Origin of the sequence: Aquicella lusitana, assembly GCF_902459475.1 — a bacterium.
Taxonomy (GTDB): domain Bacteria; phylum Pseudomonadota; class Gammaproteobacteria; order DSM-16500; family DSM-16500; genus Aquicella; species Aquicella lusitana.
The window spans coordinates 1,735,409-1,760,200 of record NZ_LR699114.1; the positions used below are offsets into that span (position 1 = coordinate 1,735,409).

Consider the following 24,792-nt stretch of genomic DNA (forward strand, 5'->3'; position numbering starts at 1 on the left):
ATACTTACTCGACTACTTTAGCGACGACACCAGCTCCGACCGTACGGCCACCTTCTCGGATCGCAAATCGCAATCCTTCTTCCATCGCTACCGGCGCGATCAATGTAACCACCATCTTGATGTTATCGCCTGGCATTACCATCTCAACTCCTTCCGGCAACTGCACTTCTCCCGTCACGTCTGTCGTGCGGAAATAAAACTGCGGACGGTACCCCTTAAAGAACGGTGTATGTCTTCCACCCTCTTCTTTTGACAGTACATACACTTCCGCTTCAAATTTCGTGTGGGGCGTTATACTACCCGGCTTTGCCAGTACTTGTCCACGCTCAACTTCTTCTCGCTTCGTTCCGCGCAACAGTACACCCACATTGTCTCCCGCCTGACCTTGATCCAGCAGCTTACGGAACATCTCTACACCCGTGCAGGTCGTCTTCGTCGTCGGCTTAATACCCACGATTTCAAGCTCATCACCTACCTTCACAATTCCGCGCTCTACTCGACCCGTGACCACCGTGCCTCGGCCTGAAATCGAAAACACGTCTTCAATCGGCAACAAAAACGGCAGATCCACTGGTCGTTCCGGAATCGGAATATAGTCATCCATCACTTCTACCAGCTTCATAATGGAAGGAATGCCTATCTCGCTTGTGTCACCTTCCAGCGCCTTCAATGCACTGCCAACAACAATCGGCGTCTTGTCTCCAGGAAACTGATACTGGCTCAGCAGATCTCTTACTTCCATCTCTACCAGCTCCAGTAGCTCTTTATCATCAACCATGTCTGCTTTGTTCAGGTACACAACAATGTACGGCACACCTACCTGACGCGCTAACAGAATGTGTTCGCGGGTCTGTGGCATCGGGCCATCCGCCGCTGATACAACCAGAATCGCTCCGTCCATCTGCGCTGCACCCGTGATCATGTTCTTCACATAATCCGCGTGACCGGGGCAGTCTACGTGTGCATAGTGTCTCTTCTCGGACTGGTACTCAACATGGGAGGTCGCAATCGTGATGCCTCGCGCCTTCTCTTCCGGAGCATTGTCAATCTGGTCGTAGGCTCTCGCTTCTCCACCAAATTTCTTCGCCAATATGCTCGTTAATGCCGCCGTCAGGGTCGTCTTCCCATGGTCTACGTGACCAATCGTGCCAACGTTTACGTGCGGCTTCGTACGCTCAAATACTTGCTTGCTCATCGAGTACGCTCCTCTCTAAATAAGTACCGTCACATCTCATCCAAATACATAAATAAAGCCAGAAATCAAAAAATAGCGACTTCCGCGTTTCTGACATTCTTATACACAAAAACGGAAATATTCTCCATCCTATTTTTTAACTTCTGATTTAGCCCACAACCGGACTTGAACCGGTGACCTCTTCCTTACCAAGGAAGTGCTCTACCGACTGAGCTATGTGGGCGACCTACGATCTAGAATAGAGCGGGTGATGGGAATCGAACCCACGCTATCAGCTTGGAAGGCTGAAGTTCTACCATTGAACTACACCCGCTTTGCTCTAGTTACCAGAAACTAGAATCTGGAATGTGAATCGCATGCATGATACATGACAGCCAGGGAGTATCGCTAAAATCCAGTTTCTGGTATCCAGAATGGAGGGGGAAGGATTCGAACCTTCGAAGGCGTAAGCCGTCAGATTTACAGTCTGATCCCTTTGACCGCTCGGGAACCCCTCCTCTAAACCAGGCGTGAATTTTGCTTTATACAGATAGCTATGTCAATCATAGCAAGTTAAATAGTTTGAAAATTTTGTCTGGCTTGCCACCATCATAAAAGTAGCTGCTGTGCCTGCTCAAAATACGCATTACTTCCTCTGACATATACATGTCGCATCGGTTTCTGAAGGCATCAAACGCCTATATAGAAATGATACATTGAAGGATAAGAACGCCACGCTGGTTTTGGCCAAAGCGAGCTTATCCAAAAAAGCAAGGACGTTATGAATGGCAAAGACAATTAAAACAATCCGCAAAGTGGACATACTTCAAACAGATGAGGCGCTTTTCAAGCATCACTACGTAGGCTGTCTTGTGCTCAGTAAAGATAACAAAGTCTTACTTCAACAGCGCGGACATAACTGGCATTCCTTTCCGGGATACCTTTCCGAGTTTGGTGGACGCATAGCACCCAACGAAACGCCTTTGGAAGCGTTAGTCCGGGAATTAAAGGAAGAGCTTGGTGCGCAGGTTAATGAAAAAGAGGTGATCAGCCTCGGGGTCATCAGCGAAGCTGTCACTCATTATAGCAAACTTGTCTATGTTTATTTTTGGCATGACAAGCGCGGCACCATCACTGGGTGCTATGAAGGCGAGGCTTGCTATTTTGATGACGTCAACACAGCGCTTGAACATGCCAAAATAATGGACAGCGCGCGCTGGCTGCTCTATGAATGCAAAAAAAGAAAACTTTTATAAGATCCATACCAGAGGAATCGGTATCTGATAGTCAGCAAAAGCAAGCTGGCATTATCTGTGATTTTTTAGAAAGGGCGAAAGACCATACATCCACATGACCAATCATCTTTTTCTTAAAAAAATTGTCCCCGGCTTTTACGCCAGGGACTTGTGTTTTTCTTAAAACTATTTCACCCAGCCGTTCGGTTTCGGTGTCTTGGAAAAAGGTGTCGGGTGAAAAGCAGATTTTTTTTCTTGCTCAACAGACGCGCTTTTCCCGCCCATCAAAGCTTCTTTGAGCGTCGTTTCTAGCAGATTTTTGCTGGGCAGAAGGTTTTTATCCGCAAGATAATCGATAAATGCGGCAAAACATGCCAGGTTAGGTGTTCTATCAGGATTCAGCATCTTGATTGTCAGCGTATTATTTTTGATATCTACACTAAAATTAGCAACCGAGATGCCTTGAGCCTTAAACTCATCCTTAAACTCTTTCATAAATTCATTAAATTGGTCTTTAATTTTATCAAAATACTGGCGCAATTCATCTTCTTGAGCCTTGGTTAAGCCTTTCTTCCCCTGAAGAGTTAAGATACCGTTTTTGCTATCAATCTGGATGGATAAGAATGCTTCCGGCTTTTCAAAGCTCAGTGCGTTATCCAGCCATTGCAATTGGACCCAATTTTTCCCATCTAAAAAAAGCGAGCTGATATGACTCATCTGTTTAGCAGCATCCATTTTTTGATTAAGCGTATGTTTGGCAGATTTGTTGTCTTCCTTTCCTCCGCCGCCCGAGCCGCTACCGGCATGGCCTTTGCAGATAGGAACGCGCATTGCCCTGCACATAACACAAGGGTTTCTTTCAATTAAAAGCGTAATAGGATCTTTTTGGGAACTTTGGTTTTGATTCTTCTGCATCTGTTCTTTACCAGGCATAGTTACCTCGTTTTTTTTAAAAAGTGGATGACCGCCAATATTTTAACATTAATTATTCTCAGTTAGATTTAGACTAGCTTAACAGCATAAACTAATAATCCCTCAGGATACAATCATCCCGAGCTAACTGATTGATTATAGCAATAATGCATATCCATCACAGGCTTATCCATGCGCTAAATTGTCTTCGATAGCACTTTCTTGCCTTCCATCTTAAATTCTTCACCAATAGGAATATAAGAAGTGCCAACTGTATATTTACCCGATTCTTTATTACATTTTTCAAAGATTTTCTTCAAACATTCTTCCGGATTTTTTTCCTTTATGATGTTTTTCTCCTGCATGGTTCGCTGAACTTTTCCCACTGAGCGCTCAAATAAATGCAGCCCCTTATTAAAGATAGATTTTGATGTTTCTTGATTCTGCTTTGGTATTAATGAAACATCGCCACGATTCCCGGACAGGATATTTAGCGAATTAGTAATTTGGACATGCAGCTGACTGTTGACCGCTTTTGCCCAGACGTACGCGGCTTGTAAAAACGTGATTAACTCTTCTGTTTTATCGCTATCGCTTTTCCCCTGTTGGGAGCAAATATCACCTACTTGCTTGATAATCGCATTCACATAATCGCCTCTATCCGTGTTAGAACGCGTTAACTCATCCGCAATGGATTGAGCAACCCTTCCCCAGTTGTATTGGGTCAAATGGCCCGGCTCCAACATAATATAAACTTGATTCAGCTTCTCAATCCTATCTTTCAAAGGCTGCATACGATCATTAAAGGAAGTTACAATTTCTTTGCGTGTTAATACAACAGCCATTTTTTGATCGCGCAAGCGGTTATATTTAGCAATCTCTTCTGGGTGTTTTAGCAGTTTATTTTCATATTTTTCCATTTTTTCATTATATTCTTTTAATTGCTCCTTATAATAAGGGTTTTCGTAGGTTTCCGACGGGTAAATCACGAACTCCTGGTCATCCACATAGGATTCTCTATGTATAATTTTCTCAGGTGGATCCGGCTTTATTGGCTCCTGGGGCATTACCGGATCTGGAGGCAGTGGATGTTTTTTTAATTCTTCTTCTTTTTCTTTTTGGATTTTATTAATCTCTGCGAGTAATTCACCAATATGTTCATTAATTATTTCTTGCAATTTGCTTGGAACCATGGATGTTTTTTCGCCACCATCCTGTAAAATCTCTTTTTGAGCACGACCAATAGCAAAGCGCTCAAGATCAAAATCGTTGTCCATTTTTTCAAATTTTAATTTTTCCGCTAATTCTGGACTCACAGAAACAAGTTGCTGCAAGATATCATCAAATGAAATTTCTTCGCCGTTATAAGTAAAGTATGGCATGACAAGCCACTCCTTTATTATGCTTTTATAAATATTATATCCCAACTTGACAGGCAAATTAGCCGCGCAATAAATTCAATGGATTATAAAAAACCTTAAAATATCAAAACCCGCACAAAATCACGCCAAGAAGAAAAGCGTTGGGATCTCGAACGGCGGGCTTGAATCAGAAAATAAAAAGGGATGACATTCTCTGGTACGATAATTGAAAGCTCAATATTGCGAGCAATTTAACAACTATTCTCTTTCTAGAATTTATTTCTGATATTTTTTACCTTTATCAGCCTCCGCGTGCTCTTCGAATTTTTTTTCATGTGTTGAATATTTGACATTTATAATTCTTGGCTCTTTCCCACCCACGACGGTTAGTATATTCGGGTTTTTATCTTTATTAAGCTCCCACATCGTCAACACACTCAGGCGCGGATAAACGCGCACTGCTCTTTTAATTAACTCATCACCTTTTTTTTGATCAAGCATGGTTTTTGCAGAATGATAATCAACATTCAATTCTACAATATAGGTAGCTCCACGATGACTGGCGCTTCTTAATGACGCATCTGCTTTTTCTTTCGTTTCAAATAGCAGGCTTGACGAAAGATAGTTAGCTAGATTGGAATTATTGAGCATGGAAACTGGATCATATGCGGCTTGGCCGCTCTTAATTACTAAAAATGATGTAGTAGTGACCCTAACAAACATTTGCTTAAATGTTTCATTCTCTTTCTTTAATTCTCTCAAAGCGTTTGTATCTGATACCTTCAACTTCTTCTTCAATAACTCAATCCACAAAGCATCTTCGCCAGCTTGCTGGCTAAAAAATCTGGATGTTTGCCCAAGCCTTGCTAAATCTTTTTCTGATAAAAATGTAAGAATTTGCTGTATAATCTCATCGGGAAGATCGCCCAACAGCGTGCTTAAATTTTTTTCCTCTTCAATTTTTTTACTCTCTTTCCGCCGCTTGCCTCGATTAGATTCCATAACGCCTTCTCCAATAATTCTTTTCATTATTATAGATTAACCTCAAGCTGAAATGGTTAAGCAATACTCAACCATTTGAAAATTAAGAAGGCTTGATGACGGTATCGTTGATTTTTTCTTTGCAGATTTTTTAAAGTGTGGACTGAACTATTCATTTTTTTGTGTATTTGCTAAAAAGCCCACAATGTTCGGTTTAAATCCATGCTGTAAACCGTGCCATCTCTAGAAATAGCGGGTGATGAAACACCACCGCTAAATTCTTCATTTTTAGCAACTCTCTCCAAATCAAAATTGAATGTCCATAAACCATCGCGCGCGCTGACATACAGATATTTAGCAGAAATGGCTGGAGCACCGAGGCTTGTGCCAATCGTGCGAAAAGTTTGTAATAACTTAAGATCTGAATCCAGCATGATGACTTCTTGTTTAGCTACCAAATAGAGCTGGCGGCCAAAGGAAACGGGCGGTGAATAAACCGATTTGCCCGCTTTGAACCATGGCTTTGCCAATTCTTGGCCATTGATAAGATTATAAAGCGCGACCGTACCGTCTTTTTGACCTTGCGCAATCGTACTATTGGTAAAAACAGCTGGGGAAGCGGCAGCGCGATGCTTGCTAGCTACTTTTGCCCACAGCTTTATAAGGCATCTATCTTGCCAACGATAAGCGGCAAGTGTTTTGTGGCCATCGTCAATTACAATAATGGGCCGATTCTCATAAGAAGAAAAATCAGCAATGGCGATAGTAGGTTCTGCCCAGCCAAATAATTCTTCCAATGGTGTGACACCGGAATTAACACCTGATACATCAAAATCGATTGGGCTGCTGATAAAATCCCAGATATCCCCCAAAATATCACCTATATTTGATCCGGCAGTAATGGGAGAAGGCGGATACTTTACTATTTCCTGGCGATGAACAACTTCGCCAGCTTGATCGAGGACCATCATCTCTAATAAAAAATCAACCGTGCCAAATCGAACTGATATGAAAATATACGTTTCTTGATCACTAAATACTTTAGGCGAAGAAAAGCTAAATCCACCTGGCTCATACCCTGAACTCGAAGTGGTTGGGAAATGATAGAGCCAGCGGCGATTGCCATTAGGATCAAAACTATAAAGTGTAGAATGAAGTTTTAACTGGCGACGCCCGTCTTCGCCGCGATGATCAACGGATTGTGTCGCCTGAGTGGCAATGAGATAGATATTTCCATCATTATCAATTGCGGGTGAACCAGAAATAATGCTGCGCCCATGCCCAGGCCTAATCTCGCGCCGCCAGCGTATGCTGCCATTAGGATTAACGGCGACTAGCTCATCATCCAAGGTTCCAATATAAATAGTGTTATCCGGCCCTATTACTGGAGATGCATACCCTACCCGGCCGACTTCAGTTCGCCACTGAGGATCAATTGCAGGACGTGATGAGACAGGAGCAAAACCTCTACTCGGACCATCTCCATGAAATTGCCGCCAGAACGCTGTCATTGTCATCAGCCTTTTATTAAACGGGCAAGAGCAAATGAAATTATCCATTAAATTATACAATCAACATCTCTTGCGGTATAGCCAGGCATTCAACCTGACGTCAATTAAAGTGTTGGCTCCATTCTTTGACCGGCATCAACTTATTAATTAAGATAAACGATAGCATTCCATTAGCTGGAGCGAAACAGGAGAACCATATGAATCAACCCAAGCGTATTTTCATCATTGGACATATTGGCGCCGGCAAAGGCGTACTGGCACAGGCATTAGCTAAAAAACTGGGTTGGCAATTCATCGACGCTGATTTTGCATTAGCACCTACTATCGGACGCAATCTGGACGAAATAATCGGAACCCAGGGTAAAGCAGTCTTTCATCATTGTTTATCCGAAATCTTGTCATGGCAAATTACTAAAGAAAATATTGTCGTAACAACTGATGACAGCATCGTCTGCCACGAGAAAAATCGACAACTACTGTCATCCGAATTTGCTGTCTATTTAAAAGTGAGCACCTCAGTGCAATTGGAGCGCATTTCTTCTAATCGTCCACTTTTGCCGGTGGCAGACTACAAGGCATTTTTGGAAAAAATCCATGATGAGCGCGATGCTTTATATAATCAAATCTCCAGCTTTTCGATTAGTTCTGATAGCGGCTCTATAGAAGAGCATGTTTTAAGCGTTATCAACGCAATGGGGAATAGATAGATCCTATATCTATTTTAACGAGCGGTTTCGGTACACCGCTGGCAGCATGGATTTAACCAAAATTACTGCCCTACAAACAAGATAATTAAAAATTTGACCGCCACAAGCCTGCAGACCACCATCTTAATAATTCCTTAAGCCAAAACGGCTAACATTTGCCCAAACATTAATTATCAGAATTTATTCGAGGATTATTCAGCATTATGCGCTTAACTACGCTTCTCACTCATGCTATTTCACAAATCTCAAACACCATCAACACACTACATCGCCAACATAATGTCCTTGATGAAAATGAAGCTAATGCCCGTCATGCTCTACTATATATTAATACATGCCTACCATTTTATAAGGAAAACAAAAGCAGCCTCCCAAACAATGAATTTGATCTTCTAATTGAAACAATTATGTGCCTGCCGCACAATAGTAAAATTTTAGAAGAAATGGTATATCTCCTTATAATAGTAAATGATATTTTACAAGAAAGAACACCCAGCGAAAAAAGATTTCAAACCATCAGCAGCGTTATTGAAAAATTACCTGACTCCATATTTGAAAACATAAAAATAGACCGCACAAGCAAAACAGCAAATTACATTAAATCAAAATTAAACAAGCCAATAGAACTTATTGACCCAGCCGCCGTTAAAAAAGAAAACGTCGTAGTCATGCTTAAAGGTGTCGAAGAATATAACGGTGAAGAAAATTTTGAAGCGGTTGATAAATTGCTAGATTCAAATGCATTACCTTCTTCTGAGCAAATCTCTTTGCTTGTTAAATTAATTGATGATTATGCATTAGGAAAATTTCAAGAAACAGAACTAACAACAATACTTCACGCTCTTTATTCTAACAACAAGGATAAAGATGAATTCACCAAAAACTTTTTAAAAGCCTATCAAATCTCTTATGATGGGTTTTATAGAAAATCGAATGGTAAAAATGTGTTGTTAAAAGGGATTGCTATCATATTCCCTATTCTTGATAAGCATTTGACCCCGGGCCAACTTCTTGAATTCCTTTCCGAAATAAATTTTGACCTCAAAGACCCTCAAGCATCAGAAAATGACAATGCATACTATTATTATTTTAATATAATAAAACTTTTCAAAGGCGAAAAAAATACGGGCGAGCTATACGATTATAATGGAAGAGTTTTAAGCCAGATTATTTATGAAGAATATGGACGCCTGCACTCTATCATGCAAATATTGAGTAGAGACACACTATCAGGTATTGAATTATCAAAATCCCCAGTCTTGGCGCTATTGCCACCCCACATTCAATCTGATATTTCTGAGCAAAAAAGGTCAGTCCAAGTAGAATTTGAAAAATTCATCACTCTGTTTGTTCAAGTGAATCAAAACGCATCCAAGCACCAACAAAGAAATATCAGTCTTTTCTTTTTCAAGCATTACGATGTCATTCGTCAACTACTCTGCATAATGGGATCAGAAAGTATTTATTATATGCGAAATCATTTGGCAGGAACCGTACTTAACCTCGAAAGGACACTTGAATTTCTCCCGAGATTACCGGAAGAATTGCTGCAGCCATTAGCTCAATATTTTAATCAATGCGGCGTCACCACTAAAAAACACCCTGAGCAAATTGATGCATTTAAAACCTGTATTATTGCATTAAAAACGTTAATAAACTTGCAAGCTCACAAAGAGGAACTTGAAACCAATTTTTCGTCCATGTCTGATTATTATCTTTCGATAGCAAAAGGAAAAACTCCCCAAGAATTTCTAAATGCGTTAGCTAAAATATTGTTAAGCTTTATTTTGCAGAAAAATAATATCGATTTAACAGATAAAGTAATATCTGAAATTTTCAAACGAATAAAACCAACGCAATTTGCTCAACTTGCGGCAGCCAGTCAACATATGGCTCAGGATGAATACCGTGATGTTTATTTAAATCTATTACAGCTTGATTTGATTGGCGGAAATATTGATGCATTTTTGCATGACACACATCAACAGAACGATCTCGGACAAAAACTCGCACACCATAACGAGCGGATCAGAACGAAACTCATTGCGCAATCTATCTCTCCAAAGACTGCGTTACATTATGATAAAAATCTGTGTGTTATTGTGCAGCCTGCCAACATCACGAGCCAAGTTAATAAGGGTAACCTGATTGTTGTACTATGGACTTACCTCACGCAACTAAAAAAGGAAACTGATAAACTATTAGCAAAAGCAAAAATGACTGACGTAAAAAACACCCAAAGATTGGCCGCAATAGCAGCCGCCATTGAAATGCTACAAAAAAGCATCAAACAAAATCAACTTAACCCAACATTTGAAATCGTTAATGCCCTTACCACCGGAAATGCTCAGGCATTAATTGAAAAAATCATTCGCAATATTGATGCCTTGATCGCACATAATGCCGAAACATCAAGTGTATTTAATGAATTTGCCCAACATACAAAAGACCAATGCGAAATCATTAAACAAACCAAAAATCAGCCTACTAATAAAATTGATTTGAGCTATTTTAGGGTTGAACAATGGTCAAAGGAAAAATTTGCGACGTTCTTTTTAGGTGACGAAGTTGGCTGTTGCCTCGCCACAACAAATAGCCAATTCCAGGCCATGGTACAAAGACGCATGGATGACGCCATGTTATTTCATGTTGCTATTGACCAAATTACCGGCAGACCCGCGGCACTGATTTGGCTTTATCTTGCCGAAACTGCCGATAAGGACATTGTTCTGATAGCAAATTTTTTTGAAGTTAATACAAAGTATGCCGTAAATGATTCATTAAGGCTGGCATTGTTAAATGCCTTGCTGTTATTCACTCAGAAATATTGTGAAGCCAATCCAAATATTAAAGGATTTTACATGAATCAGTTAAGTTATGGCTGGAACATCAAAGACATCCGGCATTACCCCCTCACCGAACTTGTTATCGCTGACAAATTAGGCGGCCCATTCATCCCTGATATTGATGCAGAGCAAATTGATATGGAAGACCTTGATACTTGCAAGCAGATTCAAGAACTGACCAAACAAAAATATTATCTTGTTTCTCTTAATCAAAATCAATTCCATAAATTTGACTCAGCAATATTAGCTAGCGACATCAAGCCTGAGATGATTGATAAAGACATGCTCATCCAAAATGCCGTTTTCTTGATCGCCAAATATGAAACAAAATTGGACAAAGTAATGCAACTAATTATTGACAAGCACCGATTAGAATTAGCTCCATTTTATCAAGCCTCGCTCGAACGTGATGCTAATTTTATTAATGACGTCAATTTCGCATTGCAAAATTCCCTTGATTTTGAATCCGCCAATGACCCCACTAAAGAAAAAAACCTATCTGGTAAATCCAACATGGATTCTTTAGGGTTCTTTTCTAGCCCTAAATTTACCAAGGAAGAAAATTATCTTATTGCCCATCGGCATGACAATGAACAAGCGCAGCACCAATATGATAAGCGGTTTGGCTTGATTATCCGAAAATCATGAGATGCAGACCCGGGGCGCGTCATCGATTGACTCTTAGTGCATACTAAAATTGAATAGGCTATGCTACCATAGCTAACAATAATTCAATTTATTGTTAACGATTGCGCGATTACATTTCAACATTTAATAAAATGGATTTTATATGTCTGACCAATATATCAATATTGAAAAGCTCAAGCTAATTCCTCCACATGGATCAAGCAAAGCGCTTATTCCTCTTGTCATTTTGGCTGCCGTACTGATCGCGGCATTTTTATCAGTCGGCACTGTACCTGCTGGATATAAAGGTGTTTTGCTTCGCTTTGGCGCGGTAACAGGTGAGATCAAAAATGAAGGATTATATTTTAAAATACCGCTTGTAGAATCCGTTGTGCTTATGTCTACACAAATTCAGAAATATACTTCTAAAACCACAGCATCAAGCAAAGATTTACAGGTAGTAACTACTGAAGTTACACTGAACTACCAATTGGAAGCCGATAAAGTCAGTGAAATTTATCGCAGCATGCGCCAGGATTATGAACACCGCATTATTCAGCCATTTGTGCAGGAAGCAGTTAAATCAGTTGCAGCTAATTTTGACGCGGAACAGTTAATTACACAAAGGCCTATCGTTAAAAAGCAGCTACAAGATTTATTATCGGCGAGACTAAACCAGTTAGGTATTCATGTTGTTGAACTATCTATTACTGAGTTCCAATTCACGCAGGTATTTCAGGATTCCATTGAAGCAAAAGTAAAAGCTGTTCAGCAAGCACTGGAAGCAGAAAATGCATTGCGGCGCGTCGAGTTTGAAGCAAAGCAGGCCGTTGTAAAAGCAGAAGCTGAGGCAAAAGGGCTTGAATTGCAAAAAGCACAAATTACCGATCAACTACTTGAATTAAGAAAAATCGAAGTACAAAGGGCTGCCGTACAAAAATGGGATGGCGTCATGCCAACCGTGATGACTGGTAGCGGACCCGTACCCATGATTGATGTCTTGCGTCCCGAAAAGAAGTAATACAATCGTGTCCAGGCAGTGTTGGCCATTACTATTCTAGCTGCAGAATGAATGCCATCGGTAAAATGAACACAAAGTTGATTTGCGTTCATTTTACCTTGATGCGCTCATTTTTGCCGTGGAACCAGCAGAGCTATTCACTCCCTAAAGGATATATTCCAAATCGATCTCATCATGCACAGGAATACCGTAATCCCCGATCATTCCTGTCGTTGGCTTGCTGATCGTATTTTTAAGTCATTATTTTGATTCATCGCCACTCCACAACTCCCCGGAGCCAAATTGTTCTTTTGGAGCATCCTTAAACTTAGGCAACGCATCGTCAATGTCAACAACTCTATTTACATACCAAACATGTCGAACAGGCTCAAAAGATTCGGGGAACGCACCTGAAAATTGAAAATTATTGACATTGATACCAATTCCCGCCTGCTTATCTACATCAAGAGAGATGCCATAAATAAGACTATGGCAAGACTTGCATAGCAGTAGCCTTGCATTATTTTTTATAATCTCATCAAGCCCATCACTTCCTGATGTAATATGAAAATTTGACGCCAGATATCCAGCCGTCCACGCATAGCCTATTTTGTCTTTATCCCGCTTTGAAAGCGCTGCTATCTCGCGACATTTATTGCAGTGACAATACTGCGTAAAAAAAGGATCGCCATCACAATGGAATTTAACTGCACCGCAATAACACTCGCCAGTATATTGAGACACCTGATGCATGCTCCTTAATTAACAATTAACGATTTTTGATACGGTAAAATCGACATTCAATACCTTTCGTAATGTCTGTTTTGTAATATGTCATACCGCATTTTTCCATGACACGAGTTGAGCCAATATTTCCTGTAACTGCATAAGCAATAATGTAATCAGTATCAATATACTTTTTTGCATACTCAAGTAGTGCGGTTACCGCTTCTGAAGCAAAACCTTTTCCCCAGAATTTTTTATGCAACACATAGCCAACCTCTGTCTCGCCTGCCTCAGTGAGGCCAAAACCAGCGCGGCCAATAAACTCACCAGAATCAAGATCAAATAGCAAAAAACACGGCAACCCCTTTTCTGTGTATGCAGTGATAAACCGATTGATCATAGCTTCTGTTTTCGCGCGATCCCTCGTGCCATCTGGGAAAAATTCTTTTACCTCTGGATCGCTCTCCAACGGATGCAAATATGCAATATCCTCTTTTTCGAGGAACCGCAAACCCAGCCGGCTTGTCTTAATCATGTATTCGCCGCTCAATTGTCATCTCCCGTTACAACTCTGTTGCCTTGCTTATCTCTTAATCCAGCAACAAAGCCATACTAATATGATTCTCATATTCATTATCTATACAAACAGCATTTCGGTGCAGCCCTTCCATCTTAAAACCAAGCTTTTCATACAGGGCAATCGCAGGCTTATTATGTTCACGGACAGTTAATTCAATTCTTGTAAGACCTCTATGCCGCGCCTTCTCAATCGCTGCCCGCATTAATGCTTCGCCAATACCTTTTCCACGAAAAGGTGCTAATACTCCAATTCCCAGCGCGCCAGAATGAGCAAAGACAGGGCGGTGAAGCGAGGTAATATCACACCAACCAATCACCCTGCCTTCGCTAACTGCAATAATGTGCGGCCAATTTTCGCGTAGGTTCTCCATAACAAATGCCCGAGCCATCTCTAGTGACGGAGCATCTAAAAATGCGAGGTATTTTCGCTCCCGAGCCACACCTCCTACTGCCTCTCTGAAGCTTTCGATATACTGTTCACTGATTGGTATGATTTGATAATGTTGCATATAAAACCTAAGTTCAATTCCATGTAGAGTATTATATCGAAAGAGTGAGGAATTTATTGCATTTCTTTCGCCGCCCAAAATTGAGCTATAGGCAAGCGTAAGTTAACCAAAGAATTAGCTTAAGACCTCAATTGCTGGTCATATCGCATGGAAAGACATTGAAACGCTGTTGAAAACATTAGGCGCTGAAATATCAGGAGGAAATGACTCGCGGGTGAGGGTTGCTTTAAATGGTGTACGTGCCGTCTTTCACCGTCCTCACCCCCAGAAGGAAACAGACAAGGGTGCAGTGGTTTCAATGAGACGATTTTTAAAAGAAGCAGGTATCAAATGTTGATATATAAAGGCTACATGGGTCATGTCGAGTTTGACGATGAGGCAGATATTTTTCATGGCGAAGTGATTAATACGCGCGATGTGATCACTTTCCAAGGAAAATCCGTTGCTGAAATCAAAAAGGCTTTTCGTGAATCAGTTGATGATTATCTGGCCTTCTGCAAGGAACGCAATGAAGAACCAGAAAAACCTTTTTCTGGAAAGTTTAATTTGCGTCTTGATCCTGACTTACACAGACAAATTTATATAGCAGCAAAACAAAATAAAATGAGCCTAAATCAATGGATAGCCGAAGCGATTAAGCATCATATTCAGGAGTGACTTTCTACAGCCATCATCCCTTACAAGGATACTTATGATGTAACTCTGTAATGACAAAAACCACTGCAGGCATATTATTTTTTAAAAGCAAATTAGAAATGATAAGTAACCACATATATTTGAATTTGCTGATTATAGACAACTGGAGCAAGACAATAAACGCAAAATTTATTATTGCGAAACACATTCACCTTGGCAAAAAAGGCAGTAACGAGAACATGAATGGACGATTAAGATGGCACTTGCCTAAAGATGCCGATATTGCCAAAATAACTCAGGAAGACCTTGATCAATTAGCTGCAAAAATGAACCGGTGCCCTCGAAAATGTTTGGGCTTTAAAACACCTCAAGAACTGTTTTTTCAGCAGTATAAAAATGACTGTCGCACTTGGGACTAAAATCCGGCTCTACCCCAAATAAGGGGGCATTTTAATCGTAAATAACATACCTTACTTGTTGAATGGACAAGGAAAAGGAGATTAAAAATGCCCCAAAAGGATATTATCCTAAGTTTACCCGGCTTTACCATCAAAAATGTCAGTGGTCATAACCCGATAATTATTGATGTTCATTATCGAAACAAACCACGATGCCCAGCTTGTAATGGCAGGAACGTGCGCAAGAAGGCTAGCTTCATTCGGCGTGTTCGTCATGAGCCGATAGGGCATAGACAAACAGTGTTGCGCTTTAAAGCTTATAAACTCTATTGCCATACCTGCCAGCGTTACTTTAACCAGCAGTTCCCTGGTATCAATAAGTATCAGCGAGCAACAGAACGCCTGCATAATCACCTTTATCATCGACACACGGAAGGTGTTTCGCAACAGTCTCTCGCTCGTGACTTTAAAATGGGTAAAGCAACCATTGAGCGCTGGTACCATCAGCAATATGTGCTTGCTCACAAAGAAATTGATGTTCGACACTGTCCAACAGTGCTTGGCATTGATGAGCATTTCTTTAGTAAAAAACAGGGTTATGCCACCACGTTTTGTAATCTCAGAAAACATAAAATATTCGACATCGTTAAAGGTCGATCGGCAAAAGATTTGGCAAGCTATTTAGATCGACTACCCGGAAAAGATCGCGTAAAAGTCGTCTGTATTGACTTAAGTAGCACATATCGAAGTATCGTGCATCAGTATTTCCCTAATGCCAAAATCGTTGCTGATCGCTTCCATGTGATTCGACTCATGCACCATATGTGTATGCAGACTTATCAGGAAATTGATCCCAAAATGAAAAATAAACGAGGGTTATTAGCAGCACTCAGAACTAACCCAGACAATCTCACTTCAGACAGATTGAAAAAGCGTGATCAGTATTTAAATGAGCATCCTGCAACTGCTGCCATATACCATTTTAAACGGCGCTTGCATCGATTGTTAATGAAAAAAACAGTGTTCAAAAGTCGTTGCCAGCGGCTAATTCCAGTATTTTTAAAAATGGTTACAGCATTGAAACAGAGTCCATTTAAACGATTAGTAACGCTTGGCAAAACACTTTATCAATGGCGTGAGGAGGTGGTACGTATGTGGCGATTCACAAAGAACAATGGAATAACGGAAGGCTTCCATCGGAAGATGAAATTAATACAGCGACGAGCATATGGGTTTCGGAACTTTGAAAACTATCGGTTACGTGTTAGGGTGCTGTGTTCGTAAATGGTGTGCCCCCTGAAATGGGAAAGACCCAGAATTTTTCATTTAACTATTTGGTTTTGTTGAAGCTGGCGATGGGACTCGAACCCGCGACCTGCTGATTACAAATCAGCTGCTCTACCAACTGAGCTACGCCAGCGTGATGACTTAAGGGTGCAATTTTATATAGAGAAAGGTTAAAATAGCAATGATAAATTTTAAAAAAATCCCGCCCAGCCGAGCTATTTCACCCTGATTTAATAAGCCAACCCAAGCATTCCAATTTGACGAACCACTCATCACCAACCTGCACCGCAAGACACCAACAATGGATCAATTTTCAATCAATTCTCACCACAGGAATCACCAATGAAAACATCACCCGCTTTAAACATCCTTATAATAACAACCATCCTAACCACCTCCCCCATCGCCTACGCCACCAGTTGGCCAATTTTTTTACCGCCCGACAGGGCATTATTATTGCGCCAGAATCTTGTGGATACAGCGCATTGCCCGCCCGGCCAAGGCAAATTGCGACCGGAAGCGACGGTGAATATTCATGACCAGCTTTGCAAAAGTTATTGCTCCGATAACTGGGCCTGGACAGGGAAAACGGACGAGACATGTCATGACCTGGCTAATGCGTTTAATTTTCAACGCTATAGCATTCACCATCACCGTGACAACAACGGTACAGTCAGCTACAGTGTCGTGACCGCCTTCTATGGCGAAAAAGAAGCAGCCGATCCCTCATTCACCTTTACATTCCGCGCACCCGAACAGCATTGGTACTGTTATGAAATGAACCCAGACACCCACGCGCTCATCTGCGGAAACGACATTTGAGACCAGCACAAAAATTGCAATCCTCCCCGATTAAACGTAAGATCGCCCCTTACATACATTCCATCTATCCGCTTTATACCCGCCATGACACACCAGCGACCAAACAAAACCCGCAAGCAACCGCGACGCAGATTTAATATTGACGTAGAAAGCCTGCTCAGCCTGCCAAACAAACTGGGTGTGTTCTGGAAAGACACGGAAGGCCGCTATCTGGGCTGCAATGACATGGCAGCTGAAATGATCATGCTCCCTTCGCGGCAGGAAGTGGTCGGACGCACGGATTTTGATTTGCCGATTCGCGCCGAAGAAGCGCAATGGGTCCGGGAGGGTGACTATCTAGTCAAAACCCTGCGCCGGCCTTCCCAGTTTCATTACATTGTCACCCTGCCGCAAAAAAAGCTGGAGTTTATTACCATCAAGATGCCGCTCTTCGATGCGGAGGGGAAAATTACCGGCATATTTGGGATAGACAATTTCATTGATCGGCATTCTTTTCAGGCAATCCTTCCCCTGCTGGCAGAAGCAAATTGCCTGACGAATAACATGCAAATAATACGGCCGCCAACACATTCACCGCTCACCAAGCGCCAGCGTGATTGCCTTTATTATCTGGCACGCGGCATGACTGCAAAACAGATCGCGCACCAGTTGAATTTATCGCAGCGCACGGTGGAGCATCATCTCAACACGATCAAGCATAAACTGAATTGTCACTCGCGTTCCGAACTGGTAGAAGCAGCGCTTAGCATGAATCTACTGGCGAATTACCGTTAAATCACACTTCTTGCAAAGCAGGTTTTTCCGTCTCTTTTGCTTTGGATTTCAGGAAAGAAAAATTCAGGTTCACGAGGGCAACCCCGACAGCTGCCAGCATCATGCCCGTGATTTGCACGGCATCCAGCGTCGTTTTGAACACAAGATAGGAAATCACCGCCGTTACCGCCGGAATCAGATAGAAAAGACTGGCGACTTTGTGGGACTCACCTTTGCGCAGCAAAATATAAAGAAAACTGGTCGCGCCCAGTGATATCACCACCGACATCCAGCCCAGCGCAAACAGGAACTGTCCGCTCCAGGTGACGTGTAACGAATCAAATGACAAGGCCAGCAGCAGACACAGCAGACCAGATACGGCAGACTGGATAACACCGCCCGTAAAAATATTCATCGAGGCGCAAAACCGTTTCTGATAAAGATTGCCCACAGTCAACCCCAGCAAACCTAAAAATGACATGAGGATGCCGACGCTGTACTGTGCGTCAAATACTGCATTTTCACCCACAACCAACCCGACCCCCATCAGTCCCAGTATCAAGCCCAGCCACTGTTTGCCGGCTACTTTTTTGTTGAATACAAAATAGGAAGCAACTGTCACAGCAATAGGCTGCAGCGCCGTGATCAGAGCAGAGATGGCAGGCGGCACGCCCATATCCATGGAGACCCAGGTGCCGACAGAAAAAAAACACACCAAAAAGATACCTGAAACACCGATATGCAAGGTTTCCTTCCAGCTTGACGGCCATTTGGAGCGCATCCATAGCGCGACTAGCAACAGCAAAAAGGAAGTCAGCGCAAAGCGAACGACGAGGAAAGAGAGCGGTTTGGCGTAGGGAAAACCCAGTTTTGCGCCCACAAAACCCGAGCCATACAGGATAATGAAAAGCATGGAAAGAACAAAAGTAAACCCCTTTTCATTTCGCCCAGCACTTGCAACCATCTCGCTTTCCTCTCTCTTTTTTAGTTTTTTATCACACCCTTACGGTTGATGGCGAGCTCAGAAATATCATGCTCGGTGCCGCCGTTAACGGCAAGATCCGCGCACATTTTTCCAAAAAGCGGAACAAATTTGAATGCCCAACCACCCGTGAATAATACTATATTTTGGTGGTGTGGAACGAATTTTTCCGGCATAAAATCAAGCACGCTCAGGTTATCGACAATCTGCGGATGCACAGCGGCTGCCATGTCAATGGGCGCCGGCGAGACACCGCGCATGTGCTTTTTCACGTATTCCTGCGTGATATGGATATCGATATCGCGTGGCACATATTTGCGTTCGCCAATCTCTGTAAACGTATGCGATGCCCAATCAACCGCAAGACGCACGAAGCCTTCGCGACCAAATTTGACCGGTGGAAAACCATAAAAAAGCTTGGTGGGTACGCTTTCATCCTTGTAATCAAACTGGAACCACATGGGGAATGTGAGGCTCGGATCTGTGATTTTGTAATAGGCAAATGCCATTTCCCAGAAGAGAATATTTAGCTGGAAACCAAACTGGCCGACAAATTCATTGATGTAAGGACCGGGTGTCACAATGACTTTTTTTGCAAAATAAGTGTTGGTGGTTGATTTCACCATGACACCATTCGCATCCGCTTTCACTTCAGTGACCGGCTCATTTTCATTCAGTGCAACACCGTATTTGGCATTGAGGCTGACTAAGGTTTTAAGCAGCAGCTTGACGTCAATGACAGCGTTATTTTCGTGATAGACACCGTAATAATTGTCCGGCAGGTCCTTAAAAGGAAAGCGCTCTTCCAATTGTTTCTTGGTGTATTTAATGCAGCGATGACCCAGACTTTTTAATACTTCATATGCCGTTTCAATGGTACCTTGGGCTGTGTATTCTGTTTCAACACCAAAATTGAGCAATCCATGCGGATGCAGTAATCGCTGGCCGCTTTCTCTTTCAATTTCCCTGTACATATCGCCCGCCTGAAACGCCATCTTGGCATGGCTTGCTTCCGTTATCGCCGTGCGCCACATTCTCACGTGGCCTGCTGAACTGCCAGCCTGATTACCAAAGGAAAATTGCTCCAGTACAATCACACTTTGACCCATTTTTGCCGCGTAAAAGGCGCTTGCCAATCCAATGGGACCGCCGCCAATGACAATCACATCGGCATCATACATGCCAATCTTTTTAGCATTCATCATAGCCACTCCTATTTTATTAATTGCGCAATGTCTGCGTTTTTTGCCATGGATAAAAACACATCAAGCGCCTCTTGTGGTGAAATTTTATAATTATCAGCCAGGGTCAGCAGGTTGTTGGTCTTGTGATAGATGACCTTGTACACGAAATTATAAATGCGATCAGGCTCAATCGACCGGTATTTTTCAGGTTGCTTGAATTCAATAGAATCACAAATGACAGCACCTGCGTTGCTGACGACGTCCGGGATCCAGAAGATGTTTTTTTCTTCCAGCACGCTGATGACATTAGGCGAAGAAAAAGGATGATTCGCGCTGCTGACGATCCATTTGCAATTGATTTTTTCTGCATTGGCCGGCGTGATAATATTGGATGCCGAGCAAAGCAGCAGATAATCGCACTTCATTTCATACCAGTTTTCATTGGCAGAAATATTAATCGCGCCCGGAATGTCTGCATGAGCCGGATTGACATCATAGGTATAAACTTTATGTCCGCTGGAAATTAATTTATTAGCAAGTACGGAGCCAATTTTGCCGGCGCCGTGAATAATGAATTCAAGCGGTCTGCTTTTATCGCTTTCTGCACGGGCCAGCACAGCCATGAGTGAGCCATAGACGCCATAACCCGTTGCTTCCGAGGTGTTGATGTTCGATCCCATTGCATTTAATACATAAGGGCTCACGGTGCAGAGAAATTCCATGTCCTCGTTGTTGATGTTAAGATCACAACCCGTATAAATGGATCCCTTGTGCTTATTTAAAACATTACCCACATAAGTCAAAAGTTTTCGTTTGTTCTCGGGATTATTCTGGCCATTCGCAACAATCTTGACGCCGGAAAACCCCGTGTTGTAAATACGATGCTTCTCGGTCATGTGAGTTGCCAAAACAATCGCTTCCGCTTCCTGGTTTTTTACATCTGCATACTGATAAAAACGCAACCCGCCATTGGCCGGCAATCCGGCACTGTCTTTTTCATAAGCGATGGTGAAGCTAAGATCCGAGTCGATAAGATATGTTTCAACATTATATTCCCGCGCATGCATTGTCGTTCTCCCCTCCCGTTTAAACGGGATTATTCTGCTGCCTTTGATTTTATATAAAACAAAACACTCACTTTTTGCCGACAAGCAGCCGGCAGGCGATGAAAGCAATGGCGAAATATATAAAAAGGGCTTGAGAGAATCTATCCGTATTTTTTACGGATAATGCTCGATAATGCTGTCATCCTGAGAGCGTTTTTGCTCGAAGGATCTCCCGATGTACAAAAGGAGATCCTTCGCCTCGCTCAGGATGACAGCATTGTGAACGCTTTTCAAAAATGGCTAAAGTCCAGATAAAGACCATTCCGGGCTAATACTTCACTGGATTGCGCCGCTCTCGTTCGCAACGTGAATTCAACCTATTAGTAGCGCCATTGATCAATAAGTTGCTTATTTAAAAGGACGATTTTTGATTTGATGATCCTGCTCTACAACCTTGGCAAACGCTTCATTAGACATCGTTGGGATAAATTCCGTGATCTGATAATCGGCAATGCCGTTTTTCTTAAAAGGATCTTTCGCAAGCACTTCTTCCAGCGTCTGTTTATCCTTAGTTGAAGCAATAATAACGCCACCTGTTCTTGGCTCTTTTCTACCGGAGGTAATAAAGATGTTTTTTGCGTAGCACTCTTTCAAAAAAGCACGATGCGCTTCCAAGTGATTTTCTACTTGCTCAAGCGGAACCTTATACTCCAGTGCAACTATAAATAAATTTCGCGCACATTGGCTAAACATACCAAAGTTAGAAAACAATTTTGTCGATGTGAAAGCACGAAACATTAGCATCCTCCTTCAGATTTTTTGTTAAAAGCAGCGAACAATATTATCCCTAATAACGTAGTCACAAAAATGTAAATGCCTAAATTGAGAACTGAATTTTTGCTTAGCGGCCCAACGAGTGATGATGACAAAGCAGCGACGCCAAGCTGCAAAAAGCCCAGCAACCCTGACGCATATCCCGTCGATTTGGAAAATGAACTAATAACGCCCGCTGTACCGAGCGGTATCAAGAAACCGTTGCCAAAGGTGAGTATTGAAACAGAAGCCACCATCATATAAAGCGGTAAATGAATCATTCCCGCAAGCAAAAGCAATAAACCGCCCAAATTAAAAGCAACAAATCCAACATAGATAACCTGATCCAATTCAAATGAATTTAGCAGGCGCCTTCCCGTTAAATTTCCCAAAACATAGGTGAGCGATAAGCTAATATAGAAAGCGCCGATTGCGCGCTCGCCAAATCCATTCGCGTGAAAGATGAAAGGCGATTGTGCAATATAAGCAAAATAGGCAATGTAGGCCGTGCACGGCACTGAAACATAGGCAATGAATTTTTTATTGAAAAACAATTTTGGATAAGCTGAAATGACTTTCAGCAAATGCAGCGATTGCCGGTTCTTTTCGGACAGGGTTTCAGGCAAAAAATACACTGCCAATATGGCAACCGTCAGTGCAAATAAGCCGACAAATAAAAAAGTTGCCTGCCACCCGAAATAATAACCAATGAAACCGCCGATGACCGGCGAAATCGCAGGCGACATGCCCACAAAGGGAAAGATGGTTGAGAATATTTTTCCTGCTTCTTTTGCATCAAATAAATCACCCACAATGGCTCTGCCAATAATGAGCCCTGAACAGGCGCCGATTGCCTGAATAAACCTGGATACCAGCATTTGTGAGTAAGTGACCGAAAAAGCGCAGGAAACAGAGGCAAAAAGATAAACAAACATGCCAAGCACCAGCAATTTCTTGCGGCCAAATCGATCTGTCAGCGGGCCTAAAATGAGCTGCCCAATCGACAAGCCAAAGAGGTAAATGCCCAATGTTAACTGCATTGCATGTGGATCATGCTGCAATGCTTTTCCTATAGCAGGCAAGGTAGGCAAATAAACATCCGATCCGACCAGGCCGGCCGTACTCATGAGCATGAGGATCAATAGAAACAACCATCTTTGATGCGCGATTAACTTTACATTTTCAGCAGCTGTGACGGATTGGTTAAGCATATCTCGGCCTTTCGTGTCGTTGAAATTGAAAAATCAGAAAACCATTGATCAGAAGCAGTTACCCATTCCGTGACGTCCATTTGGCTGGTTTGCCCAAGATCAGAGCTGTATATTACCTGCGGTATCGTTTGTAAAACAGAACGAAAATCTTGTTGATCCTGATAAGAAAGTAAATAAGTGAGTGCTGTTTGCTCTGTCCAAACAAATGGGTACGTTTGCGCAATTTCCATAAGCGCTGCTGCGCTTAAGCCAGTCAGCGGATTGGCGGGCTGATTTAAAAGCAAAGGAACGTCAAATTGTCCGCAAGCGTCAATCAAGGCAAACACTTCTTCTTTTGAAGCATGGCCCGATGAGAGCACGATAGGATAGTCCTTTGCCAGTTTAAAGATATCATCTAACTCGGACTTTAATTTTCCATCGGCATTAAAAATCGTTTCGGGCTGGCACAGCTCGCCACTCAATAGAGGACTGGTTAGTTGGCGAGATAGCTTAGAGGTATGTTTGCGTCCGGTCATCGTTGGCAGATGTATAATCATTTTGGAAGGAATAATGGGTTGATATTCCGCAAGCGCCCGGATAATAGGACGATAATGTATTCCACCGGCTATTTTATTCAGGACAAGGGATGGGAAGACAGGCAATCCTTCGCGTTGCGCAATCGTTGCCTGCGCTGCCGTAGAGCCCAGATGGCTTTTCAACACAACAGCGCCATTTAATTTTTGATACTCCCTACCAACGTCAATGGAGCTGTAGCGACGTTTATAAAGATCAGGATCAGCATGATAGTGAATGTCAATAAAACTGCATTGATCAAAAAAATGGGGTGCCATTATTTTTTATCACCACCCAGCCACGGCTGGTCATACCGATGTAATTTTCGTGCATCCTCTAATTTCAAACCTCCCTTTACAGAAGCAATGATCGCCTGTTCGGTTGATTTGATGTTGCTTGCCTTTTCGACAATTTCTTTCAGGTATGCTTGCGGAATCACAACAGTGCCATTGTCATCTCCCATGATGATGTCCCCAGGCTTGATTCGGACACCATTGATAGTTAATTCGCATTGTTGTGCTGATTTATAAACGCGATTTTTACCTGATCGCATATAGATAGCGCTGGCAAATAGCGGATAATTTGACTCGCGGATAAAATGCACATCTCTTGCCGCACCAAATACCACGGTGCCGGCGATATTACGCATCAAAGCAACCTGGGTTAAAATGTCTCCCCATGTCGTACAGTCCTGCCGCCCTGCATTATCGATCATAATCACTGCATGCGCAGGCACATCATCAATATAATTGCCAGCGCTCTTAAACTCAGCCTGTTTTTCTTCATAAGGCAAATATTTTACCGTGAAGGCAGGCCCTACCATTTTGCTGCCGGGGGATATCGGCTTAATGCCTAAAAGCGCGCCTTCAATGCCGCAGGCATCCAGCGCATCTGAAATCTCGGCTGTATCAAATTGATAAAGTTGTTGCAGTAAATCCAT

Annotated in this window: 24 protein-coding genes, 4 tRNA genes and 1 pseudogene; 10 read left to right on the forward strand and 19 right to left on the reverse strand. The window is 42.3% G+C overall.

What is annotated here, in order from left to right:
* Nucleotides 1-4: 4 nt before the first annotated feature.
* From tuf to AQUSIP_RS08060, 4 genes are all read right to left on the reverse strand, one after another.
* Nucleotides 5-1,195, reverse strand: a complete 1,191-nt coding sequence (gene tuf / locus AQUSIP_RS08045; protein ID WP_114833746.1) for an elongation factor Tu — start codon at nucleotides 1,193-1,195, stop codon at nucleotides 5-7.
* 150 nt (nucleotides 1,196-1,345) lie between these two features.
* A tRNA-Thr gene (locus tag AQUSIP_RS08050) sits at nucleotides 1,346-1,418 on the reverse strand.
* 19 nt (nucleotides 1,419-1,437) lie between these two features.
* Nucleotides 1,438-1,508, reverse strand: a tRNA-Gly gene (locus AQUSIP_RS08055).
* 101 nt (nucleotides 1,509-1,609) lie between these two features.
* A tRNA-Tyr gene (locus AQUSIP_RS08060) sits at nucleotides 1,610-1,692 on the reverse strand.
* Nucleotides 1,693-1,959: 267 nt separating this feature from the next.
* Between AQUSIP_RS08060 and AQUSIP_RS08065 the strand changes: the two genes are divergently transcribed.
* Entirely contained in the window at nucleotides 1,960-2,430 is a 471-nt protein-coding gene (locus AQUSIP_RS08065; protein WP_114833758.1) for an NUDIX domain-containing protein, read from the forward strand.
* A gap of 165 nt (nucleotides 2,431-2,595) precedes the next feature.
* On the opposite strand, the gene AQUSIP_RS08070 is transcribed toward AQUSIP_RS08065, so the two are convergent.
* The 4 genes from AQUSIP_RS08070 to AQUSIP_RS08085 form a co-directional block, all read right to left on the reverse strand.
* Entirely contained in the window at nucleotides 2,596-3,342 is a 747-nt protein-coding gene (locus tag AQUSIP_RS08070) for a hypothetical protein (protein ID WP_114833759.1), read from the reverse strand.
* A gap of 176 nt (nucleotides 3,343-3,518) precedes the next feature.
* Complete coding sequence (locus AQUSIP_RS08075; protein ID WP_114833760.1) at nucleotides 3,519-4,703, reverse strand: hypothetical protein; 1,185 nt, start codon at nucleotides 4,701-4,703, stop codon at nucleotides 3,519-3,521.
* A 255-nt stretch (nucleotides 4,704-4,958) separates the two neighbouring features.
* Nucleotides 4,959-5,711 (reverse strand): F-box protein, encoded by a 753-nt coding sequence (locus tag AQUSIP_RS08080; RefSeq protein ID WP_114833761.1) that lies wholly within the window; start codon nucleotides 5,709-5,711, stop codon nucleotides 4,959-4,961.
* Between the two features lie 143 nt (nucleotides 5,712-5,854).
* Nucleotides 5,855-7,174 carry a PQQ-binding-like beta-propeller repeat protein gene (locus AQUSIP_RS08085; RefSeq protein WP_170131749.1) on the reverse strand — a complete coding sequence of 440 codons (1,320 nt, stop codon included), beginning with the start codon at nucleotides 7,172-7,174 and terminating at the stop codon, nucleotides 5,855-5,857.
* A gap of 197 nt (nucleotides 7,175-7,371) precedes the next feature.
* Here AQUSIP_RS08085 and AQUSIP_RS08090 point away from each other — a divergent pair, with 197 nt between their 5' ends.
* From AQUSIP_RS08090 to AQUSIP_RS08100, 3 genes are all read left to right on the forward strand, one after another.
* On the forward strand, nucleotides 7,372-7,881 hold the full coding sequence (locus tag AQUSIP_RS08090) for a shikimate kinase (protein WP_114833763.1): 510 nt from the start codon (nucleotides 7,372-7,374) through the stop codon (nucleotides 7,879-7,881).
* Nucleotides 7,882-8,084: 203 nt separating this feature from the next.
* On the forward strand, nucleotides 8,085-11,375 hold the full coding sequence (locus AQUSIP_RS08095) for a hypothetical protein (protein ID WP_114833764.1): 3,291 nt from the start codon (nucleotides 8,085-8,087) through the stop codon (nucleotides 11,373-11,375).
* 142 nt (nucleotides 11,376-11,517) lie between these two features.
* A complete protein-coding gene (locus tag AQUSIP_RS08100; protein ID WP_114833765.1) occupies nucleotides 11,518-12,375 on the forward strand; it encodes a prohibitin family protein in 858 nt (285 codons plus the stop codon).
* Nucleotides 12,376-12,615: 240 nt separating this feature from the next.
* Here AQUSIP_RS08100 and AQUSIP_RS08105 read toward each other — a convergent pair whose 3' ends face one another.
* The 3 genes from AQUSIP_RS08105 to AQUSIP_RS08115 are packed head-to-tail and all read right to left on the reverse strand — an operon-like array spanning nucleotide 12,616 to nucleotide 14,168.
* The gene (locus AQUSIP_RS08105) at nucleotides 12,616-13,098 is read right to left on the reverse strand and encodes a GFA family protein (RefSeq protein ID WP_114833777.1); all 483 of its coding nucleotides are present in this window, start codon (nucleotides 13,096-13,098) and stop codon (nucleotides 12,616-12,618) included.
* Between the two features lie 25 nt (nucleotides 13,099-13,123).
* Nucleotides 13,124-13,615: a GNAT family N-acetyltransferase gene (locus AQUSIP_RS08110; RefSeq protein ID WP_114833766.1), complete on the reverse strand. Its 492-nt coding sequence runs from the start codon at nucleotides 13,613-13,615 to the stop codon at nucleotides 13,124-13,126.
* A 55-nt stretch (nucleotides 13,616-13,670) separates the two neighbouring features.
* Complete coding sequence (locus tag AQUSIP_RS08115) at nucleotides 13,671-14,168, reverse strand: GNAT family N-acetyltransferase (protein WP_114833767.1); 498 nt, start codon at nucleotides 14,166-14,168, stop codon at nucleotides 13,671-13,673.
* Nucleotides 14,169-14,325: 157 nt separating this feature from the next.
* On the opposite strand from AQUSIP_RS08115, the gene AQUSIP_RS12615 reads away from it, so the two are divergent.
* From AQUSIP_RS12615 to AQUSIP_RS08135, 4 genes and pseudogenes are all read left to right on the forward strand, one after another.
* The gene (locus AQUSIP_RS12615; RefSeq protein WP_407641497.1) at nucleotides 14,326-14,505 is read left to right on the forward strand and encodes a type II toxin-antitoxin system HicA family toxin; all 180 of its coding nucleotides are present in this window, start codon (nucleotides 14,326-14,328) and stop codon (nucleotides 14,503-14,505) included.
* The gene (locus AQUSIP_RS08125) at nucleotides 14,499-14,825 is read left to right on the forward strand and encodes a type II toxin-antitoxin system HicB family antitoxin (RefSeq protein ID WP_114833769.1); all 327 of its coding nucleotides are present in this window, start codon (nucleotides 14,499-14,501) and stop codon (nucleotides 14,823-14,825) included. Before AQUSIP_RS12615 ends, AQUSIP_RS08125 begins: the two co-directional genes overlap by 7 nt.
* Nucleotides 14,826-14,946: 121 nt before the next feature.
* Nucleotides 14,947-15,223: pseudogene (locus AQUSIP_RS08130) on the forward strand (IS30 family transposase); the annotation flags it as partial.
* A gap of 87 nt (nucleotides 15,224-15,310) precedes the next feature.
* Nucleotides 15,311-16,486, forward strand: coding sequence for an ISL3 family transposase (locus tag AQUSIP_RS08135; protein ID WP_148326074.1), 1,176 nt, complete (start codon nucleotides 15,311-15,313; stop codon nucleotides 16,484-16,486).
* Between the two features lie 63 nt (nucleotides 16,487-16,549).
* Here AQUSIP_RS08135 and AQUSIP_RS08140 read toward each other — a convergent pair.
* A tRNA-Thr gene (locus tag AQUSIP_RS08140) sits at nucleotides 16,550-16,622 on the reverse strand.
* A 209-nt stretch (nucleotides 16,623-16,831) separates the two neighbouring features.
* Here AQUSIP_RS08140 and AQUSIP_RS08145 point away from each other — a divergent pair.
* Entirely contained in the window at nucleotides 16,832-17,311 is a 480-nt protein-coding gene (locus tag AQUSIP_RS08145; protein ID WP_114835421.1) for a hypothetical protein, read from the forward strand.
* Nucleotides 17,312-17,395: 84 nt separating this feature from the next.
* Entirely contained in the window at nucleotides 17,396-18,085 is a 690-nt protein-coding gene (locus tag AQUSIP_RS08150) for a helix-turn-helix transcriptional regulator (protein WP_114835420.1), read from the forward strand.
* Nucleotide 18,086: 1 nt separating this feature from the next.
* Here AQUSIP_RS08150 and AQUSIP_RS08155 read toward each other — a convergent pair whose 3' ends face one another.
* The 7 genes from AQUSIP_RS08155 to AQUSIP_RS08185 form a co-directional block, all read right to left on the reverse strand.
* A complete protein-coding gene (locus AQUSIP_RS08155; RefSeq protein WP_114835419.1) occupies nucleotides 18,087-19,028 on the reverse strand; it encodes a DMT family transporter in 942 nt (313 codons plus the stop codon).
* 20 nt (nucleotides 19,029-19,048) lie between these two features.
* The gene (locus AQUSIP_RS08160; protein WP_114835418.1) at nucleotides 19,049-20,251 is read right to left on the reverse strand and encodes an FAD-dependent oxidoreductase; all 1,203 of its coding nucleotides are present in this window, start codon (nucleotides 20,249-20,251) and stop codon (nucleotides 19,049-19,051) included.
* A gap of 8 nt (nucleotides 20,252-20,259) precedes the next feature.
* The gene (locus AQUSIP_RS08165; protein WP_114835417.1) at nucleotides 20,260-21,297 is read right to left on the reverse strand and encodes a Glu/Leu/Phe/Val dehydrogenase; all 1,038 of its coding nucleotides are present in this window, start codon (nucleotides 21,295-21,297) and stop codon (nucleotides 20,260-20,262) included.
* Between the two features lie 387 nt (nucleotides 21,298-21,684).
* Entirely contained in the window at nucleotides 21,685-22,074 is a 390-nt protein-coding gene (locus AQUSIP_RS08170; RefSeq protein ID WP_197737846.1) for a YciI family protein, read from the reverse strand.
* Nucleotides 22,074-23,300: a multidrug effflux MFS transporter gene (locus tag AQUSIP_RS08175; protein WP_114835416.1), complete on the reverse strand. Its 1,227-nt coding sequence runs from the start codon at nucleotides 23,298-23,300 to the stop codon at nucleotides 22,074-22,076. The genes AQUSIP_RS08170 and AQUSIP_RS08175 overlap by 1 nt, the downstream gene beginning before the upstream one ends.
* Nucleotides 23,264-24,130, reverse strand: a complete 867-nt coding sequence (locus tag AQUSIP_RS08180; protein WP_114835415.1) for a DUF6282 family protein — start codon at nucleotides 24,128-24,130, stop codon at nucleotides 23,264-23,266. Before AQUSIP_RS08180 ends, AQUSIP_RS08175 begins: the two co-directional genes overlap by 37 nt.
* The gene (locus AQUSIP_RS08185; RefSeq protein WP_114835414.1) at nucleotides 24,130-24,792 is read right to left on the reverse strand and encodes an RraA family protein; all 663 of its coding nucleotides are present in this window, start codon (nucleotides 24,790-24,792) and stop codon (nucleotides 24,130-24,132) included. Before AQUSIP_RS08185 ends, AQUSIP_RS08180 begins: the two co-directional genes overlap by 1 nt.